This is a genomic window from Embleya sp. NPDC020886, from assembly GCF_044333915.1.
GTDB lineage: Bacteria > Actinomycetota > Actinomycetes > Streptomycetales > Streptomycetaceae > Embleya.
This window is the reverse complement of the sequence record NZ_JBIRRX010000005.1, coordinates 515,136-532,873: the sequence shown is the minus strand read 5'-3', so window position 1 is coordinate 532,873 and position 17,738 is coordinate 515,136. Positions and strand designations below refer to the sequence as shown.

The 17,738-nt window shown below is 71.8% G+C and carries 13 protein-coding genes; 9 read left to right on the top strand and 4 right to left on the bottom strand.

The genetic code is table 11. The features are described from left to right. Positions 1-3: 3 nt before the first annotated feature. A complete protein-coding gene (locus tag ACH4U8_RS21445; RefSeq protein ID WP_395779403.1) occupies positions 4-1,176 on the bottom strand; it encodes a family 2 encapsulin nanocompartment cargo protein terpene cyclase in 1,173 nt (390 codons plus the stop codon). A gap of 159 nt (positions 1,177-1,335) precedes the next feature. Beyond that, complete coding sequence (locus ACH4U8_RS21440; protein WP_395779402.1) at positions 1,336-2,742, bottom strand: family 2B encapsulin nanocompartment shell protein; 1,407 nt, start codon at positions 2,740-2,742, stop codon at positions 1,336-1,338. A 422-nt stretch (positions 2,743-3,164) separates the two neighbouring features. On the opposite strand from ACH4U8_RS21440, the gene lanKC reads away from it, so the two are divergent. The 8 genes from lanKC to ACH4U8_RS21400 all read left to right on the top strand — a co-directional run bounded on the left by lanKC (position 3,165) and on the right by ACH4U8_RS21400 (position 14,055). After that, positions 3,165-5,840, top strand: a complete 2,676-nt coding sequence (lanKC, locus tag ACH4U8_RS21435; RefSeq protein ID WP_395779400.1) for a class III lanthionine synthetase LanKC — start codon at positions 3,165-3,167, stop codon at positions 5,838-5,840. A gap of 6 nt (positions 5,841-5,846) precedes the next feature. Then, the gene (locus tag ACH4U8_RS21430; protein WP_360305939.1) at positions 5,847-5,933 is read left to right on the top strand and encodes a class III lanthipeptide; all 87 of its coding nucleotides are present in this window, start codon (positions 5,847-5,849) and stop codon (positions 5,931-5,933) included. 112 nt (positions 5,934-6,045) lie between these two features. Further along, positions 6,046-6,711 (top strand): GNAT family protein, encoded by a 666-nt coding sequence (locus ACH4U8_RS21425; protein ID WP_360305678.1) that lies wholly within the window; start codon positions 6,046-6,048, stop codon positions 6,709-6,711. 58 nt (positions 6,712-6,769) lie between these two features. Continuing rightward, positions 6,770-7,969 carry an ATP-binding cassette domain-containing protein gene (locus ACH4U8_RS21420; protein WP_395779398.1) on the top strand — a complete coding sequence of 400 codons (1,200 nt, stop codon included), beginning with the start codon at positions 6,770-6,772 and terminating at the stop codon, positions 7,967-7,969. Then, on the top strand, positions 7,966-8,730 hold the full coding sequence (locus ACH4U8_RS21415) for an ABC transporter permease (RefSeq protein WP_360305682.1): 765 nt from the start codon (positions 7,966-7,968) through the stop codon (positions 8,728-8,730). Before ACH4U8_RS21420 ends, ACH4U8_RS21415 begins: the two co-directional genes overlap by 4 nt. Beyond that, the gene (locus ACH4U8_RS21410) at positions 8,730-9,314 is read left to right on the top strand and encodes a flavoprotein (protein ID WP_395779396.1); all 585 of its coding nucleotides are present in this window, start codon (positions 8,730-8,732) and stop codon (positions 9,312-9,314) included. Before ACH4U8_RS21415 ends, ACH4U8_RS21410 begins: the two co-directional genes overlap by 1 nt. Next, complete coding sequence (locus tag ACH4U8_RS21405; protein WP_395779394.1) at positions 9,311-11,470, top strand: prolyl oligopeptidase family protein; 2,160 nt, start codon at positions 9,311-9,313, stop codon at positions 11,468-11,470. Before ACH4U8_RS21410 ends, ACH4U8_RS21405 begins: the two co-directional genes overlap by 4 nt. Next, positions 11,464-14,055, top strand: a complete 2,592-nt coding sequence (locus tag ACH4U8_RS21400) for an FtsX-like permease family protein (RefSeq protein WP_395779392.1) — start codon at positions 11,464-11,466, stop codon at positions 14,053-14,055. The genes ACH4U8_RS21405 and ACH4U8_RS21400 overlap by 7 nt, the downstream gene beginning before the upstream one ends. On the opposite strand, the gene ACH4U8_RS21395 is transcribed toward ACH4U8_RS21400, so the two are convergent. Further along, on the bottom strand, positions 14,033-14,938 hold the full coding sequence (locus tag ACH4U8_RS21395) for a BTAD domain-containing putative transcriptional regulator (protein WP_395779390.1): 906 nt from the start codon (positions 14,936-14,938) through the stop codon (positions 14,033-14,035). The genes ACH4U8_RS21400 and ACH4U8_RS21395 overlap by 23 nt on opposite strands. A 467-nt stretch (positions 14,939-15,405) precedes the next feature. Here ACH4U8_RS21395 and ACH4U8_RS21390 point away from each other — a divergent pair, with 467 nt between their 5' ends. Further along, entirely contained in the window at positions 15,406-15,990 is a 585-nt protein-coding gene (locus tag ACH4U8_RS21390; protein WP_379989576.1) for a cysteine hydrolase family protein, read from the top strand. 214 nt (positions 15,991-16,204) lie between these two features. Here the strand turns inward: ACH4U8_RS21390 and ACH4U8_RS21385 are convergent, their stop codons facing one another. Continuing rightward, positions 16,205-17,683, bottom strand: coding sequence for a GntP family permease (locus ACH4U8_RS21385; RefSeq protein WP_379989584.1), 1,479 nt, complete (start codon positions 17,681-17,683; stop codon positions 16,205-16,207). Positions 17,684-17,738 lie beyond the last annotated feature (55 nt).

Genomic DNA, 17,738 nt, shown 5'->3' with positions numbered 1-17,738 from the left:
TTCTTACCAGAAGTCGGGAAGGCTGTAGCGGTAGGTGTTGGTCCGGTGCCAGTAGTGGTTGCCGTCGACCCACGCGGCCACGCCCCGCAGGAAGCGCGGCAGGGCGGCGATCGGCAGCTCGGCGGCCAACTCGGCGGCGGCGGCCTCGAAGGCGTGCATGAGCTCGTTGTGGACCTCGATCGCCTTCAGATAGGCGTCGCGCTCCGAGCAGCCCTCGCGGTCGGCGATCACCACGGGCAGGTTCAAGTGGCGTCCGGGGGAGGCCAGTTCCTTGGTGTACGAGTACAGGTCGTTGACGATCGTGGTCGCGTTCCCGGCGAGCGCGATGACCCGTTGCATGCCGGGGTGGGCATGCAGGTCCGCGGCCAGTTCGTAGCCGCCGACGGTGTCGGTGATGGTCGGGCAGGGGCGGAAGTTGTTGAACTGCCGCATCGCCAGGTATTCCCACACCTCCGGTACGTGGTCCGTCTCGGACCAGGACGCCTCCGCGAGGTACCCCAGGTGCAGCCGCGCCATGTCGTGCCGGAAACGATCGGCCTGGGACGGGGTGGCCTGCCCGACGAAGTACTCCATCGCCGAGCGGTAGGCGCGCCGCGGGGCGTCCGAGTGCAACGACCGGGCCCACTGGGGCTCGTACTCCGTCGTCGTCCACACGGGATCGAGGGCGGTATGCGCCAACAACAGGCGCCCGCCCAGGCCGACGGGCGAGCCGCCGTGGTCCTCGCAGTAGCAGTCGTCGACGGCGTTCTCCGCCGCCATCAGTCGCGCCGCGATCATCAGGTGGTCGACGGTGGGCGCGTCCGGATGGCAGGCGACCATGTAGCGGCCCACGGAGAAGCCGTCGAACTGGTCCTCCCAGTCGGGCGGGAAGAGTTCCACCTCGTCCACGGCCCAGGACTTGATCCGGCGGCCGACCTCCTCCGCCCGTACCGGGTCGGGCTCCGGCACCGGGTGGTGGTAGAGGCCCGGGATCGCGATGCCCTCGGTCGGTGGTTGGGCCGGCGGTTCGGCGGGTGCGGGCGGCTCTTCCCGCCGGTACGGGAACAGCCCTGCCGTGCCCAGGCCACTGGGGCCGCGCAGGATGCGCGCCGGCGCGGGACGCAGGGATCCGGCCGGGACCGGGGACGTGGGTGCGGGCAGGCTCGACGGCGAGGAAGAAGGCCCGGGTTGGGGCATCCGCAACTCCTTGGCTCCTTGGTGAGTGGATGGGCTGTCCCCGAATCCGGGCGTGCTCGGTGGACCGGCCGACCCGGGACGGTGCGTGGTGTCGTGCTCCGCGCGAGCGAGCCGGCGGAGCGTGTCCTCGATCGCCCGACGGGCGATCGAGGACACGACCTAGGCCCTGCGGGCGATCCGGACGTTCTCCAGCACGCCGAGCGCGTCGGGCACCAGGACGGCGGCGGAGAAGTAGGTGGTGACCAGGTAGGAGATGATCGCCTTCTCGTCGATCCCGGTGAAGCGCACCGACAGGCCCGGCTCGTACTCGTCGGCCAACCCCGTCCGGCGCAGGCCGACCACGCCCTGATCGTCCTCGCCGGTGCGCATCACCAGGATGGAGCTGGTGCTCTCCTTGCTGATCGGGATCTTGCCGCAGGGCAGGATGGGGACCCCGCGCCAGGCCGGGACCAGTTGTCCACCGAGGTCGACATGGTCCGGGTAGAGCCCGCGGGCGTTGAACTCGCGCCCCATCGCCGCGATCGCCTTGGGATGGGCGAGGAAGAACCTGGAGCCGCGACGACGACTGAGCAACTCGTCGAGGTCGTCCGGGGTCGGGGCACCGGATTGGGACTGCACGCGCTGCTTGAAGTCGACGTTGTGCAACAGGCCGAAGTCGCGGTTGTTGACCAGTTCGTACTCCTGGCGCTCGCGCAACGCCTGGATGGTGAGCCGGAGCTGCTGCTCGGTCTGATCCATCGGCTCGTTGTAGAGGTCGGCGACCCGCGAATGGATCCGCAACACGGTCTGCGCGATCGAGAGTTCGTACTCGCGCGGGTCGAGTGCGTAGTCGACGAAGGAGCCGGGCAGCGCGGGCTCGCCGGTGTGGCCGGCCGACATCGCGATCTCGGCCTCGCCGTGCCGGTTCCGCGGCCGGCGCGACAGCGCGGCGAAGCGATCGAGGTGGGCGCGCAGGTGCGGCGCGCCGGCCAGCACGGTGTCGAAGTCGGCGCGGGACAACGTCAGGAGGGTGCCGGCGGTCTCGGCGGTGGCGGTGGACTCCCAGGTGGCGTCGCCGTCCAGCAGTGCGTTCGCGCCGAAGTGCTCGCCGTCGGCGAGTACCCCGACCGCGACTTCGTCACCGTACTCGCCGGCCGACGTCCGGCCGATCCGGCCGTGGGCGATCAGCTGTACCCCCGTGGCCGGCGCACCGCGCTCGACCAGCACCTCACCCGCACGAAAGTCGCGTTGCACGCACCGGCCGGCCAGCGCGGTGAGCACCTGCGCGTCGTCGAAGCCCCGCAGCAGGGCGAGTTCGCCGAGTCCGGCGGGGATCACCCGCACCCGCGAGCCGTCCTGCACGAACCCGACGCGCCCGTCGCCGACGGTGTGGGTCAGCCGTCGGTTGACCCGGTACGTCCCGCCCGCGACCTCCACCCAGGGGAGCACCCTCAACAGCCAACGAGAGGTGATCTCCCGCATCTGGGGCACGGACTTGGTCGTGGTGGCCAGGTTGCGGGCCGCCGCGGTCCCCAGGCTGCCGGGCTGCCCGCTCGGCTCCGACTGCGGGCTGGTGTCCACGGTCATCGACGGATTCTCCTTCATTCGGGCAACAATCGGCACATGTCAACATCACCGGTGACAAAGGAAAAATAGAAGGACATTCGGGCCCTGCGCCCGAGGACAGGAGCACGCTAGCGATCGGCACACCCGGACGGACCCTTGAACCGTTCGTATTACCTCGATGCGGTGATTTCTCGCGCCGGGTGTTTGAAGAGCGCTCCGGTGTGCATCGGCCGACGTCCCACCGGATCGCGGCCGGGTGGGGCGGCTCGGCCGCTGCGGATCCGACTCCGCGAGGCACCGCGAGGCACCGCGAGGCACCGCGAGGCACCGCGAGGCACCGCGAGGCCCGGCGAGCAGCATCTATACCTTCGCTATACCGCCCATAAAGCAGTGCCCGTGAGGCTGTTCCCCGGCAGCGGAACCCGAGCGGAGGGTGGGACGCGATGGAGGGCAACCATCACCTGTTCGGCTGGTCGGACCTGATCTTCTACGACACCCCGAGCCGATGCGCGATCGAGAGCCAGGACGAATTCGCCGCCACCACCCGGCAGTTGCCCGTCGGGTGGCGACGCGACGCGGAAGGCGTATGGACGGTGCTGCGGCCCGAGGACGTGCAACCGCCGCGCCAGGGCTGGAAGATCCACGTCTCGGCCACACTCGACGGCGCACCGCGAACCCTGGACGTCGTCTGGGAGTACTGCGTCGCGCACGGGCTCCCGTTCAAGCACCTGCGGGATCGCCACCTGCAATTGCTGCTGGGTTCCAAGTACGCGCCCAGGTCGTCCGCCGGCAAGGTCGTGGTCCTCTACCCGAGCGACGAAACCCGATGCCGGACGGCCCTCGAAGAGTTGTCCGAGCTGTTGGCGGGCCACCCCGGGCCCTATGTGCTCAGCGATCTGCGCTGGGGGGACGGGCCGTTGCACGTGCGCTACGGCGCGTTCCGGGAGATGTGGGTCCTCGACGAGGACGACGAACTGGTGGCCGCGATCGAACGCCCGGACGGCACCCTGGTGCCCGACCGCCGGCGGCCGGTGTTCGCGGTGCCCGGCTGGGTGTCGATCCCGGACTTCCTGCGCCCGCACCTGGACGCGCGCAACGCCGCCACGGGCACCGACTTCCCCTACCGGATCCGGCGAGCCCTGCACTTCTCCAACGGCGGCGGGGTCTACCTGGCCGAACGAGTGGCCGACGGGCGACGCGTGGTGCTCAAGGAGGCCCGACCGCACGCGGGCCTCGATCGCGCCGGACACGACGCGCGGACCCGGCTGCGGCGCGAGCGGGAGATCCTCGACCACCTCGCCGACATCCCCGAAGTCCCGCGTGTCGAAGCCTACTTCACCGCCTGGGAACACGAATTCCTGGCCCTGGAGGAGCGCGTGGGGGAGGGGCTGTACGGGTGGGCCGGACGCCGGCACGTGCTGTTGCGGCCCGACCCTGGCGAGGACGAGGTGGCCGACTACACCCGGACCGCGCTGCGCCTGCTGGACCGCGTCCGCGACGTCGTGGAGCGCATCCACGCCCGCGGGGTGGGCATCGGCGACCTGCACCCGGGCAACATCCTGGTGGCCGAGGACGGGGCCGTCTCGCTGCTCGACTTCGAGACCGCCTCCCGGGCCGACGAGAGCCATCGCCCCACGATGGGCGCCCAGGGCTTCGCCGCCCCCTGGCACCCGACGGGCGAGGCCAGGGACCGGCACGCGCTCGCCGCGATGCGACTGTGGGCCTTCCTGCCGAACAACCGGGTCTTCCCGCTGAGTCCGACCAAGGTCGAACAGACCCTCGCCGCGGTGCTGGAGCGCTTCCCGATACCCGACCCCGACAGCTTCGCCGCCGAGATCCGACGGGACATGGGCGTCGTCGACGGCCGTTGCGAGCAGGTCGCCCCCGACCTGGCCCCGGCCCTCGCGGAGCGACGACGCGCGCTGCTCGGCGAGCCGGCCGACGTCGATCCCGGTGCCGAGGACGCCGACTGGGAAGCGGTACGCACCTCGCTGGCCGACGCGATCCGACTCAGTGCCACGCCGGAGCGGCGGGACCGGCTGTTCCCGGGGGACCCGCGCCAATTCCGGGACGGGCCCGCCTCCTTCGCACACGGCGCGGCCGGCGTGTTGTGGGCGTTGACGGTGACCGGACGCGAGTGCCCGGACGAATACGTGGACTGGCTGGTCGCCGCGGTCGACGCCGGCCTGCCCGGCCAACCCGGCTTCCACACCGGCCTGCACGGCACCGCCTACGCCCTCGACCGCCTCGGCCGGCCGGACAGCGCCCGCGAGTTGCTGCCCGCGGCCTACGCGCTCACCGACGACGTACGCGGGATCTCGCTGTTCACCGGCCTGTCCGGAATCGGGCTGAACGCCCTGCACTTCGCCGCCCGGCACCAGGACCCGCAGTCCCGCCGCCAGGCCGAACGCATCGCCGAGCGCGTCGTCGACGCGGTGACCCGCGGTTGGCGGGCGGGCAGCGCGCCTCGACCGGGCCTGATGTACGGCTGGTCCGGCGCCGCGCTGTTCCTGCTGCGTTGCTTCGAGAGCACCGGCGACAAGTCCTACCTGGACCGGGCCGTCGAGGCGCTGGGCCGCGACCTTGACGACTGTGTGGTCGTCGCGGACGGCACGCTCCAGGTGCTCGACCCGGGCCGCCGTACGCTGAGCTACCTGGCCACCGGGAGCGCCGGTATCGCGCTCGTCGCCGACGAGGTGCTGGCGCATCGCGAAGAACCCCGGCTGCGCAGCGCCATCCGCGCCATCGCGGGCGTCTGTCGGCCCGAACTCGCGGTCGAGACACACCTGTTCAACGGCCGCGCGGGACTGATCGGGACCCTGGCACGACTGCGCCGGCACGACCTGGGATTCGACCCGGACCCGGTGCTCGCCGGCCACCTGCGCCGCACCGCCGCCCTCGCACTGTCCTACCGCGGCCGCCTCGCCTTTCCCGGCGAAGGGAGTCTGCGGCTGTCCATGGACCTGGCCACCGGCAACGCCGGAGTGCTCCTGGGCCTCACCGCCGCCCTGGATCCCTCCGCCGAGTTGCTCCCCTTTCTCCGTACCGATCTCGGCCGCACGTCGGCCGAGGCATCCCGGTACGGGTCGCCGACCGACCGAGCCGTAGGGGGGAGGTGAACACACATGGCCACGATCCTCGACCTTCAGGAGCTGGAGACCTCGACCGAGGGTTCCGAGCTTCCGGTGAGTCTCGCGAGCTGGCACTGCTGACGTTAGCCGCAGGCGCCACGAGCGCTGTCCGGCAGCAGTTGCGATCTGCTGCCGGGCAGCGTCTCGTCCTCCAGCGTACCCACGGTCCCGGCACCACGACAGGGAGCACAACATGACGACTCCAGGGAAGAACCTGTCCCTGACCCGGATGACGGCCGAGGACTACGACCTGCTCGCCGCGTGGTCCTCCTCGCTCACGGGGGTCTACGCCTCCGCGACGGTCGCCTTCGTCTCCGGCGAGGAACTGCGCGAGCACGCACGCGAAAGCGGCCACACCTACCTGATGGCCACCACCGACGACGGCGAACGCGTCGGCTGTTTCGACTATCGGCAGGTGACCTACCCCGGCAGCTACGAACTGGGCCTGGGAGTCGGCAATCCCGACACCTGGGGCGCCGGCTACGGCGCCGAGGTCGTCGACCTGGCCATCGAACACCTCTTCCACGTGCTGAACGCGCATCGGGTCCAGGGCACCATCGGGCTCTACAACCACCGCATCCTGGGCATGGCGCTGCGCCGAGGGTTCACCGTCGAGGCCCTGATGCGCGACTTCTTCTTCCTCGACGGCGGCTACCAGGACGCGGTGTTGGTGTCGATCCTGCGCGACGACTACTACCGGCGCGACGTCCCGGATCGGCTGGCACCGGCCCGGGACCGACTGCCGCAGGCGGAGCGGGCGGCGGCCATCGAGGCGCTGCGGGCGCATCTGGAAGAGGGGCCCAAGGACCATCTCCTGGAACTGCTCACCCGTCCGCGCCGCGACCCCGCCTCGTCGTGACCGGCCCCCGCGACCCGCGCCGCGTGCCCGGCCCCGACCGCGCCCGAGGAGGCGACCGGTGACCCGACATGCCGGCGTGCGACCGCCGGCCCTCGCCCCGGCCGGCTCCGCCGTGATCCGCACCGCGGGGCTGCGCAAGACGTTCGGCGACCCGCGTGCGGGCCGCCGCGGTCGCGGCGGCAACGGTCGACCGGCCGTGGTCGAGGCGGTGCGCGGCATCGACCTCACCGTGCACACCGGCGAGATCTTCGGCTTCCTGGGCCCCAACGGCGCGGGCAAGACCACCACGGTGCGGATGCTCACCACACTGCTCACCCCGGACGGCGGCAGCGCCGTCGTGGCCGGCCACGACCTGATCGGCGAACCGGACCTGATCCGGCGCCGGATCGGTTACGTCGGCCAGCACGGCGGGGTCAACCCGATGACCCGGGTACGCGCCAACCTGATCCTCCAGGCCCGCCTGTTCGGCCTGCCCAAGCCCGCCGCCCGGGTGCGTGCCGACGAGATGCTCGACCGCTTCGACCTGGTCGACCTCGCCGATCGACCGGTCGCCACCCTGTCCGGCGGCCAGGCCAGGCGCCTGTCCCTGGCGGTCGGGCTCACCCACGCACCGCAGTTGCTCTTCCTGGACGAGCCCACCCTGGGACTGGATCCCCGCGCCCGGGCCGGCCTGTGGGAGGAGATCCGGCGGCTGCGCGAACTGGGTTCGACCGTCTTCCTCACCACGCACTACCTGGAAGAGGTGGACCACCTCTGCGACCGGCTCGCGATCATCGACGGCGGCCGGCTCGTGGTGGAGGGCACCCCGGGGGAGCTCAAGCGGTCGCTGTCGGCCGATGTGCTGCGCTTGCAACTCCAGGGCGATTCTCCCGAGTTGACCTCGCTGCTGTGCGAACTGCCGTTGGTCCAGTCGGTGCAGGCGGACGGGCGCACGCTGCGGGTATACGTCAAGGACGGCGAGCACGCGCTGCCGCAGGTGTTGCGGGCGGCGGAGCGGGCCGGGGTGACGATCGAGGGCGTGGCGCTGGGCAAGCCGAGTCTGGACGACGTGTTCCTGCGGCACACGGGACGGGCGTCGGACGACGCGGGGGATGCCGGCGGCGGCTCGGCCGGTTCGAACGGTAGCGTCGATTCGCCCGGTTCCGTTGATGGCGATGGCGATGGCGATGGCGATGGCGATGCCGATGCCGCCGATGCCGATGCCGATGCCGATGCCGGTGCCGGCGCGGCGATCGGCGAGTCCCGGGAGGCGTCGTGAGGGCCCTGCTGCGCGACACCGCGTCGCTGTACTGGTTCGGGATGCACGAGGCGATGAACAACCGCGCCTGGATCGTGCTCGGCCTGGGCCAACCGGTGATGTGGCTGGTGCTGTTCGGACCGTTGCTCGGCTCGGTGCGCGGTCCCGGACTGGGCACCGACGACGACCAGTTGTCGTTGTTCGTCCCCGGCCTGCTGATGATGGTCGCGCTGTTCGGCAGCATGTTCATGGGACTGGGGCTGCTGGCCAATCTGCGCTGCGGAATGCTGGAACGGCTCGCCGCCACACCGGTCAGTCGATTCGCGCTCCTCACCGGGGCGATCCTGCGCGATGTCACGCTGTTGTTCGCCCAGGCCGTGCTGCTGCTGGCGGTCGGCGCGGCGATGGGGATGCGGGCCGATCCGGCGGGGACCGTACTCACCCTGGGCCTGGTGCTCCTGGTCGGCATGCTCGGCGCGGCCACCTCCTACGGGCTGGCCCTGGTGCTGCGCGAGGAGAGCACCCTGGCCGGTGCGGTCAACGTGCTCACCATGCCGTTGGCCCTGGTCAGCGGACTGCTGTTGCCGATCTCGCTGGCCCCCGGCTGGCTGCACGCGATCGCGCGCGCGGACCCGCTGTACTACGGGGTCGAGGGCGCGCGGCACGCGATGGCGGGCAACCTGGGGGACACCCCCGTGCCGGTCGGGTTCGGCGTCACCGGGACGCTGATCGTGGTCGTCGCGCTGTGGGTGACGCCCAAGTTCCGGAAGGGGATCGTGTGATGTCGCCGGTCGACCCGCCGGCGGGGATACCGCGCCACATCCCACTGCCGCGCGGGCGTCTGCTGCTGATCGGCACCGGCGCCTTCTCGGTGGCCGACCTGCCGGGGTGGGCCGGGCTGTTGCGCGCCTGGTACGGGTGGTCCATCCAACCGTGCCTGACCCACTCGGCGGCCCGGCTGGTCTCCCGCGAGGCGCTCGCGGCGGGAGCCGGTACACCCGTCGCGGGGCCCGAATGGTCGATGACCACCGGCACCACGCCGCACCAGGAACTCGCCGCCTGGGCCGACCTGATCCTGGTCGCCCCCGCCACCACCAACTTCGTCGCCAAGTGCGCCCTGGGCATCCCCGACAACCTGGCCCTGAGCATCGTGAACGGCAGCACCTGCCCGGTGGTCGTCGCCCCGTCGCTGCCGGAAGCGGCGGTGACCCGCCCATCCGTCAAACGCAACCTCGAACTCCTGGCCGAGGAAGGCCACTACGTGGTCCCGACCGCCGAGGGCCACTCGATCTCCACCGGGCGGACGGGCGCGGGCGCGATGGCCGACCTGCCCACGATCCTGCGCTTCACGGCGTCGCTCCTGTGACGACGACCCCCGCACACCCACCCCCTCCGGCGGGGTCGGCGGACCGCGTGACCCGGGCGGCTGCCGGGCGACCCGCCTATCCTGCGGCGGCGCGGGGGGACACGGTCGACGACGTGTTCGGGCGTCGGGTACCCGATCCGTATCGGGCGCTGGAGGACAACGCCGAACCGGGGACCCGGGATTGGGCGGCGGCGCAGGATCGGCTGTTCGTCACGCAGCGCCGGCGATGGGGCGATCCGTTCGCCCGTCGGCTGGCCGAGCTGTACGCGGCCGAGTCCGTGATGGTGCCGGTCTGGTACGGGCAACGGCTCTTCCGGATGCGGCACTTCGCGGGCGCCGAGCACGAGGTGTTGTGTACGGCGGCGCCCGGCGAGCCGGAGCGGGTACTGTTCGACCCGGCGGTGCTCGACCCGTCCGGGCGGACCACCCTGGACGCCTGGCAGCCCTCGCGCGACGGCACTTTGGTCGCCTGCCAGTTGTCCGTCGACGGCACCGAGCAGTGCGCGTTGCGGGTCCTGGACACCGCCGGCGGGACCTTCCTCGACGACCGGATCGAGGGCTGCCGGCGCTCACCGATCGCCTGGCTCCCGGGCGCGCGCGGCTTCTACCACACGCGCGGCGCCGAGCGCGGACTGTGGCTGCACCGACTCGGCGACCCGCCCGGCCGGGACCGGCCCATCGTCGGCGACGCGTCGCAGCGGGTGTACGACGTACGTCTGGACGCCACCGGTCGCAGGCTGATCGTCGTGCTCGCCGACGGACCCGGCCGCCCGGACCGACCGATGCTCGCCGACCTGGCCCAGGCTCCGCCCGAACGCCCGTCGCTGCGACCGGTGTTGCCGCCGGGCGTGGCCCGGACGCGAGCCGAGATGGGTCCGGACGGGCGGCTGTACCTGCTCACCGACCTGGACGCGCCGCGCCGCCGGTTGTGCATCGCCGATCCGGCCGATCCGCTGCGCACCCGCGCCGAGTTGATCGCGGAGGACCCGGAGGCGATACTGACCGGCTTCGCCGTGCTCGACCGGGGCCACCTGCTGGTGCTGCGTACCCGGCAGGCCGTCGGCGAACTCGCGCTGCACCGCGCCGACTCCGGTGCACACGTCCGCGAGGTGGCCCTGCCCGGCGCGGGCACCATCACCGGCCTGTCCGTCCGCCCCGGCGGCCACGAGACCTGGGTCGGCTACACCGACCTGCTCACCCCGCCCACCGCGCTGCGCCACGACGTCCGCACCGGATCGCCCGTCGACCCCACCGCGCCCACCCGGCCCCGCGCCCCGGTGCGCCGAGTTCACTACCGCAGCCCGGACGGGACCGACGTCGGCATGTTCCTGATCACCCCGCCCACCCGCGCCCCGGCCCGCCGCACCACCCCCCGCCCGACCCTGCTCACCGGCTACGGCGGCTTCGGCGTCAGCCTCGCCCCGACCTACCGACCCGACGTGCTCGCCTGGGTCGAGGCCGGCGGCGTCTACGCCATCGCCGCCGTGCGCGGCGGCGGCGAACGCGGCGCGGCCTGGCACCGCGCCGGCATGCGCGAACACAAGCAGAACAGCTTCGACGACTTCCACGCCGCCGCCGAGTGGCTGATCGAGCACGGCTGGACCACCCGGAGCCGGCTCGGCGCGGTCGGCGGTTCGAACGGCGGCCTGCTCGTCGGCGCCGCGCTGACCCAACGCCCGGACCTGTTCCGGGCGATCGTGTGCCTGGGGCCGGTCCTCGACATGGTCCGCTACGAGCGGTTCGGCCTGGGCCGGCTGTGGCGCGCGGAATACGGCAGCAGTGCCGATCCGAACGAGGCGGCGTGGTTGCTCGACTACTCCCCGTATCATCGGGTGCGAACGGGCACCGCCTACCCGGCCGCGCTGTTCGCCGTCTTCGAGGGGGACACCCGGGTGGATCCGGCCCACGCCCGCAAGATGTGCGCGGCGCTGCAACACGCCACCACGTCCACCCGGCCGATCCTGCTGCGCCGCGAACACGGCGCCGGTCACGGCAACCGAGCGGTGAGTCGGATGGTCGCCCTCGACGCCGACACGCTGGCCTTCCTGGCGCACCACCTCGATCCGGCCGACCCGGCGCCGGCCGCCGTCGCGTCGAGGGATCCGGCGGCGACCGGCGTGGACCCGACGGACCCGGAACCGACCGCCCCATGCTGAGGATTGCCCGCCGGACCATGCGCGGCCGGATCTCCGGATCCCTCGGCGCGTTGACCGGGGTGATCCTGTGCGCCGTGCTGACCACGGTGTGGGGCGTGCTGTTCGAGTCCGCGCTGCGCTGGGAGCCCGCCCCGGCCCGACTGGCCGGCACCGACGTGGTGGTCGACGGTGATCCCTGGGCCCGGCTGCACGAACCCGGCGGACGGCAGGCCCAGGTCGTCCTCGGCGAGGAACGCCGAATCCCCGCCCGGGTGTTCGACCGGGTGCGCGCGGTGCCCGGGGCGCGCGCGGTGATCGCCGACCGGCCGGTCTACGCCCAGCTCACCGACCGGGCGGGGCGGCCGATGGTCGGTCCGGACGACACTCCGGCCCGGGGACACGCCTGGTCCACCGCGCCGTTGACCCCGTTCGAGCTGACCGCCGGACAACCTCCGCACGCCTCGGGCGAACTGGTGGTCGAGCGAACGCTGGCCGCCCGAGCGAGTGTTCGCGTCGGCGACCGGGTCGACGTGCTGACCGCCGCCGGCTCTCGCCCGCACCTCGTGGTGGGGCTGGCCGGCCGACCCGACGCGGCCGGCCTGCCGCGCGAGGCGTCGGTGTTCCTGGCCGCCGAGGAAGCGGCCGAACTCGCGCCTGACGGCGACCTGTTCACGATCGGTGTGCTGGCGGCCCCGGGGGTTTCGACGGCCGAGTTGGCCGGTCGGGTGACGGATGCGCTGCACGCGCCGGACATTCGGGTGGACACCGCCGATCTCCGGGTGTTGCGCGGTTCGGCGATCGGGGCGGCGGAGGATCACGACGCGGTCGAGGGACGAGACTTCGCGCTCGCGGTCTCGGCGTCCTTCGGGTCCGCGGCGGCGGTGTTCGCGATTTTCGTGATCACCGGTCCGCTGCTCGTTTCGGTCGCCCGGCGGCGGCGCGAGATCGCGCTGCTGCGGGCGGTCGGCGCGACGGCCGGGCAGATCCGCCGAATGATCGCGGGCGAGGCGCTGATCCTGACCGCGGTCGGGGTGGCGCTCGGCGCGACCATCGGCCTGGCGAGCTGCGGTCGGGTGGCCGAACTCTTCCGCCGCGCGGGCGTGTTGCCCGACCGCCTGGAGGTGACCCGGGGTCCGCTGCCGGTCCTTGCCGCACTGCTCCTGGGCCTGCTCGGAACCCAGCTCGCCGCGCTGTTCGCCGCGTTTCGTGCCGCGCGGATCAGGCCCGCCGAGGCGCTGCGCGAGGCCGCGCTGCGGCGTCCGCGCGGATCGATCCTGCGGATCGTGGCGGGCGTGCCGGTCGCGGCGGCGGGCGGGGTGCTGGTGGCGCGCTCGGTACGGTCGGGGACCGAGCCTTCGGTGCCGGAACTGTTCGCCCAGGTCGCGGTGTTGCTGGCCGCCGCCGCCCTGGTCGGCCCGTTGCTGATGCGGGTGATGGTGCGTCCGATCGGCGCGTGCGCCGCGCGGTTGGGCGGATCGGCGGGTCGGCTGGCGCGCGCGTCGTTGTCCGCCGACACCCGGGCGCTGTCCTCGATGGTGGTGCCGCCGGCCGTGATCATCGCGTTGACCGGCACGGTCGTGCTGAGCGGGGTGACGCTGGAGGACGAGGGCGCCCGGCAGACCCGGGCCCGGCTGGTCGCCGATCGGGTGTTGGTGGCGGAGGGTGCACGCGGGCTGCCGTTCGAGGTGGCGCGGCGGGCTCGGACGCTGCCCGGGGTCGTCGCCGTCACGCCCATGGTGGGCACCGACGTGGTGGTGCGGCACGGCAGTGGGGTGGGCGATCTGCTGGACCGGGTCCCGGCGCGCGGGCTCGACCCGGGCGGGTCGGCCGCGACGTTGGATCCCGGCGTGCGCGAGGGGTCGCCGGCGGAGTTGGTCGGGGACGCGGTCGCGGTTTCCCGGGACAAGGCGAACGCGTACGGCTGGCGGGTCGGCGACCGGGTGGAGGTGACCTTCGGCGACGGGTCGCCGGCGATGTTGCGGGTGGTCGCGGTGTATGAGCGGTCGCTGGGCTTCGCCGACCTGCTGCTGCCCCGGGAGTCGGTGGCGCGGCACGTGGACGACGCGCTGGACGAGGAGGTGCTGGTGGCTACCGCGCCGGGCCCGGCCGGCGCCGGCGCGCGAGCCGCACTGGACGAACTGGCGCACGAGTTCCCGACGGTGCGCGCGCTCGATCGGGACCGGGCGGCCGAACGGGCGCACGTGGTGGCCGCGTTCGACACCAGGGGCCGCTACCTGCTCCTGGGCTCGCTGATCGCGTTCGCCGCCGCCGGCACCGTCACCGCGTCGTTCACCAGGGCCGCCGGGCGGGGCCGCGAACTGGCGCTGCTGCTTCTGCTCGGCGCCACACGCGGACAGTTGTTGCGGATGGTGGGCCTGGAATGGGTCGCGGTGTCGGTGTCGGCCGGCGTGCTGGGGGCGGGAGTCGCCGCCGTGCCGTTGGCCGGGTTCAGCGACGGGGCCACGGGGGACCCGTGGCCGTCGACTCCGCTGCCGGTGCTGTCGGGCGTCCTGGTGGCCGGCGCGCTGTTGGTGCTGCTGTCCCAGGCGTTCCCGGCGGCCTGCGTGCTGCGGGCCGATCCGCTTACGGCCGAGCAGAGCGAATAGCAGGCCGACATCGTTTCGTCGGGACTTCCCAGAGGGGTCTGCTGTTCCCCGTTACGCCGGCGAAGACGGTCACCAACTCGCCGGCGAGAATTCGCTCCTGCAGTCGGCGCAACATCTGCGAGGGCTCCAGACCCATCTCCTTGGCCAACAGGACCCGAATCGAATCGTAGGCCGCCAACGCTTCCCCCTGCCGTCCGGAAAGGTGCAAAGCCTGAATCTGATACACCCTCAGATATTCATGGAACGGATGATTCCGAATAGCTTCCGTGCAGGCATTTATTACCGTCGAGTAGTTTCCTGCGGTAGTCTCCAACTCCAGCCACTCCTGAATGATGGCCAGCCGAATCTCTTCCAGGTGAACTGATTCGGCATATATGGCGGGCATCGAGAGCAGATCCGCCAGGGCGGGACCGCGCCAATGTATTAGTGCGGCCCGGAAAAGATCCGCCGCCTGCCTGGTGTCGCCGCAGGCGCGCACCGATCGGGCGGTGCGCACCTGCTCCTCGAACCGGTCGAGGTCCAACTCGCCGCCCTGCAACGCGATCAGGTAGCCGGACGGTTCGCGCAACAGCCGCCCCGGCGCCCCCAGCCGGGTCAGCAGCTTCCGCAGGTGCCAGATGTAGACCTGGATGTTCTTGGCGGCGCTGCGCGGCGGCCCTTCGTCCCACAGCGCCTCCACCAGTCGATCGACCGAAACCGGGCTGCCGCGATGACAGGCCAGTAAGGCGAGCAGGATGCGCTGCTTGCACGAACCGATCCGGACGGCGCCGCCGTCGGCGTATATCTGGACCGGCCCGAGAATTCGAACCTCCATGGATGCCCCCGTTCCCATCGACCTGCCGAGATCGCCGAGATATCGATCAAGGAAGTCGATCAACGACATTTTTGCTGCTCGGCATATGGCTCAGCCTCTGGGACCGTACGCACGCGGGGCGCTCGCCGTCAACAGAACCCGTCCTTCGATGTGGTAAAGCCGCGAGGCGGTGATCACCGACCATTTGCGAATTGCGGATATCGGCAATGCGCATGTATTTTCCGCGACCGTGGAGTGAAGATCGCCCGCACCTGCGCAAAACAATCACCGAGCCGTTCGGCGCTCCTCCTCGGTACCACCCGCGCCCGTCGTCACACGCACACACCCACCCGTCGGGACAGTGCACATCGTGCACCGCCGGTCGACCGGGCGAGGGTCTCCCGGACCGCCCCGCGCAGCCGCTCCGCCGACCGACTCGCGGTCGGCGACTGGTAGTTTCGCCTACGCACGGTCGGCCATCGTTGTCACCACGGCCGCCGAAAAGGCTGTCCGGCCGAGCACGGGGGCTGGACCGGTGGACCGGACGGGAGCCTGTCGTGACCACGGCACTGATCATCGGCGACATCCAGCAGGGCATCACGAGCGGCTACCCGTTCGCCAAGCGGGTCGTGCCACCGCTCACCGAACTGCTGCCACGTGCCCGCGCGGCCGGTGTCCTGGTGGTGTTCGTGCACTTCGCCCTTCGGGCCAACGGGCGCGACCTGCCGCCGGGCAACGCCCTCCTCAGGACGTTCCACGAAGCCGGGGACACCTTCCACGAGGGCTCGGCCGGAACCGGGATCGCGCTGCCGGTCGCGGCCGAGGACGTCGTCGTGGTGAAACGCCGGGCCAGTGCGTTCGCCGGCACCGATCTCGACCTCGTGCTCCGCGCGGGCGGCGTCGACACCCTCGCGATCGCCGGAGTCGCAACCGGCGCGATGGTGGCCGCGACGTGCTACGACGCGGCGGACCGTGACTACCGGGTGACCGTCCTGCGCGACGGCTGCGCCGACGGTGACGCGGCCATCCACGAATTCTTCATGGACGCGGTCTTCCCCAGCCGGGGATTCGAGGTCGTAACCTGCGCCGATTGGCCGCTGCGCCCCGCTCCTTCGGCGACAGCGGGAGCCGGCGCAGTCTAGGCCGATCGCGAACGCGATGCCGGGCCCGACGAGCGGCCGACGCGACGGCGGGCTACCGGAAGGGCCGACGCCGACGCTCGTGGCCGACCCATCCGGGCCCCTGGGACCGCGGCTGGAACGCCACGGGGGAGGTGCGGGCGCCTTCCGCGGGACTGGGCGAGTGAGGTACGCGGGCGCGGTTCACCGGACGGGTTCGCCGGATCACCGGGCTCGGTCAGATCACCAGGCTCAGCAGCGCCGCGACCGCGAAGCCCGCGATCGACAGGACGGTTTCCAGGACCGTCCACGACTTGAGGGTGTCGCGCTCCGAGATGCCGAAGTACTTGGCGACCATCCAGAACCCGCCGTCGTTGACGTGCGAGGCGAAGATCGAGCCTGCCGAGATCGCCATGATGATCAGGGCGAGGTGGGCCTGCGACATGTCCTGACCCTCGACCAGCGGCACCACGATGCCCGAGGTGGCGACGATGGCGACGGTCGCCGAACCCTGGGCGACGCGCAGCACGACCGAGATCAGCCACGCGAGGACGATGACCGGGAGGCCGACGTTGTCGAAGGTCGTCGCGAGCGCGTTGGCGATACCGGACGCCTTGAGGACCGCGCCGAAGACCCCGCCCGCGCCCACGACCAGCAGGATGTTGCCGACCGGCTTGAGCGAAGCGGTCGACACCGTTTCGAGGGACTTGCGGGACCAGCCCCGGCGGATGCCCAGCAGGTAGTACGCGAGGAACAGCGCGATCGTCAGGGCGACGAAGGGGTTGCCGAAGAACTCGATGACCGAACGCCCGGTCGACGGGTCGAAGGCGATCGAGGAGAACGTCGCACCCAGGATCAGGATGAGCGGCGTGCCGATGATGGCGAGGACCGTACCGAGGGCGACGGGCTTCTCGGGCGGCTTGATGCCCGAGGCGGCCTGCTCGGCGGCGACCGCGGCCTTCGCCTCCGCGGCGGCCTCGACCATGTCGTGCGGGACGTCGACGAAGATGCGCTTGCCGATCCACGCGGCGTACGCCCACGCAGCCAGCACGGCGGGGATGCCCACGACGACGCCCATCAGGATGACCCAGCCGAGCGAGACGTCGAACAGACCCGCGGCGGCCACGGGGCCGGGGTGCGGCGGCAGGAACGCGTGGGTCATCGACAGACCGGCCAGCAGGGGCATCGCGTACAACAGGATCGACTTGCCGGAGCGCTTGGCGGCGGCGTAGACGATCGGCGCCAGCACGAAGATGCCGACGTCGAAGAAGACCGGGATACCGAAGATGAGGCCGGTCAGACCCATCGCGAGCGGCGCGCGCTTCTCGCCGAAGAGGTTCAGCAGGCGCGTGCTGAGCACCTCGGCGCCGCCGGACACCTCCAGGATCGCGCCGAGCATCGTGCCCAGCCCGATGATGATCGCCACATGGCCGAGAATGCCGCCCATGCCCGACTCGATGACCGAGACGGCGGCGGACTTCTGGACGGTACCGAAGAGCTCGGTGACGGACAGGCCCGCGCCGAGGCCGACGGCTATGGAGACCGCGAGCAGCGCGACGAAGGGCTGGAGCCTGATCTTGATGATCAGATAGAGCAGGAGGGCGATGCCGAGCGTCGCGACGGTCAGCAGGGCGGCCGTGCCGTCGAACAGGAGGAGCAGACCGCCGGTGTGCGGTGGGGTCTTCGGGGGCGGCGTCGAAGCCGGCAGCGTGAGCAGCACGGAGTGAACCTCATGGTTTCCGGACGCGTTGGGGCAAGGGGGGACCGCGGCA